2 protein-coding genes are annotated in these 2,172 nt (G+C 42.9%); both read left to right on the top strand.

Translation table 11 applies throughout. The features are described 5' to 3' along the window. On the top strand, nucleotides 1-781 hold a 781-nt coding region (locus HMPREF3093_RS00690; protein ID WP_143227628.1), incomplete at its 5' end, for a Spy0128 family protein. Nucleotides 782-1,065: 284 nt separating this feature from the next. After that, on the top strand, nucleotides 1,066-2,172 hold a 1,107-nt coding region (locus HMPREF3093_RS09660; protein WP_180363243.1), incomplete at its 3' end, for a MucBP domain-containing protein.

Here is a 2,172-nt window from a genome sequence, read left to right as displayed (position 1 = left end):
TTTCGAATTAGTAGACCAAAACGGTAAAGTTGTTGGCACTGCTAAGAACAAGGCAGACGGTTCTGTTGAATTCGCAGCAGTAAGCTTCGATGCAGCGGGTGACTACAAGTTCAAGATTCGTGAGAAGAATGAAGGCGCAGCAGGCTACACTTATGACGCAACCGAATTCGATGTAGCAGTAGCAGTTACAGACAACGGTAAAGGTCAATTAGAAGCAAAAGCAACTTACGCTAAAGAAGCAGCCTTCTCTAACACTTACAAGGCAGCTCCAACTAGCGTTGTTGTAGATGCAACTTCAGTCCTCAAAAAAGGCGACAAAGATCAGCCAATCAAAGCAGGTGATTTCACTATTGAATTACTTGATAAAGATGGCAAAGTCATCAGCGAACTTATGACTGATAAAGATGGTAAAGTAACCTTCCCAGCATTGACATACGATGCGCCAGGTACTTACACTTATACTCTTCGTCAGAAGAAAGGTGATAAGTCAGAGATCACTTACGATGAAAAGACTTACCCAGTAACGGTAGAAGTTACTGACAACGGTCAAGGTCAATTAGTAGTTTCTAAGAAAGAAAATACAAGTGGCGTGGTATTCGTAAACCTTCTTGCTGACAATACTCCAAACCAACAAGGCCCAGGCAAGCCAGAAGAGAAGAAAGAAGAGAAGAAATTACCAAAAACTGGTGAATCTAGCTCAATCTTATTAATCGGTTTAGCCTTTGTATTGGTAATCGCAGCAGTCGTTGTATTGTTTACTCGCAAGAATGCTAGAAACTAATCAAACCACTGATGTGAAATAGATGAAATATGCGATCGAGATTTCTCGGTCGCATATTTTTGTGCAGAAAATCAGGAGTAACGTTCGCCTTTTATTCCCTTATGTCTAGGCAATTCTTTTAGTTTGATGTCCAAACAATTATGCAAAATATGTATTTAAATAATATATCGGAGGATATCATATGATTTACAAAAAAACCATGTGAATTTTGCGCAATTAGATTGACTTTCGCCTATAAATCTAGTTAAATAGACAATGGACAAATATTGAAAGGAATTACCGGCATGCGTCACAAAACCCAAAGAGCCCTTGCGCTCAGCGCTATCTTCTGTTTAGCGTTCCCCACACAAATATTACAAGTCTTTTCTCAGGGAGAACAGACCACTGTAAATTATCATTTCGTCAATCAGGCGGATCTTACACCTGAACAACTCCAGCAAGTGGTGAAAGAGAATCCGACTGGTACGGCGACAACAGATGTGGCGGATTATCAATTGGTTTATGAGCAAGATGCAAGCTCAAAACCTCAACCACCTAGTCAATCCGATGAATCTTCAGCATCATCGGAAGAGTCCTCTGAATCTGAGAGTTCGTCCTCTTCAGAGTCCGAGAGCTCCTCTTCCTCAGAATCTGAGTCCTCCAGCTCATCAGATTCCGAGAGTTCCGAATCGTCTAGCTCGTCAGAGTCCGATTCCCAGAGTTCCAGTTCATCAGAATCTTCTTCTGTACCTGGAGACCCAGAACCATCCAAACCGCAAAACCCAGGCTCACTTCCTAAGACGGGTGAGTTGAATGCGGTCATCCTGCAGTGGCTCATTAGTGCACTCCTATTGATTCTAGGGACACTGCTAGCATGGTCTTTCCGTAAGCAAAACGGCTCTTGGAAATTCTGGTTGCTATTAGTTATCGGTTTATCCGGTTTAGGCGCTGGTCGTGGTGCTCTGGCGCAAATGAATTATTTGCGCGCTAGCGAGACCCAGACGGTAACCAAGGGGCAAACTTATCAATATACGCCGCCTAAAATCGATGGCTTCACTTATGTCGGTTATATCCACACAAGCTCTAACAAGCCAAAAGTAGAAGGTACCGTAACAGCTCGTTATCTGACCGAGAAGCAAGACAAATTAGCAGACGATCTCGTAACAACTGGTACCGTGGGAAGTAACTTTACATTAGAAGAGAAAGCTTTCCAAGGTTACGAGCTTGCACGTATTGAAGGGAAGGTTTCTGGTCAGTACCAAACTGAACCACAAGTCACGACCTTCATCTATACACCGAAAGAATCACAATCCTCAGCTAAGGAATCTGGACGTGTCCAAGTAACTTACGTTGATGAGAAAGACGCTCAGTTGGCAAATCCAGTTACCTTAGAAGGTGAAGTGGATGCAAGT

The sequence above is a fragment of the Abiotrophia sp. HMSC24B09 genome (assembly GCF_001815865.1).
Lineage (GTDB): Bacteria > Bacillota > Bacilli > Lactobacillales > Aerococcaceae > Abiotrophia.
Note: the sequence above shows the minus strand (reverse complement) of the source record. Positions and strands in the feature narration are given on the sequence as shown.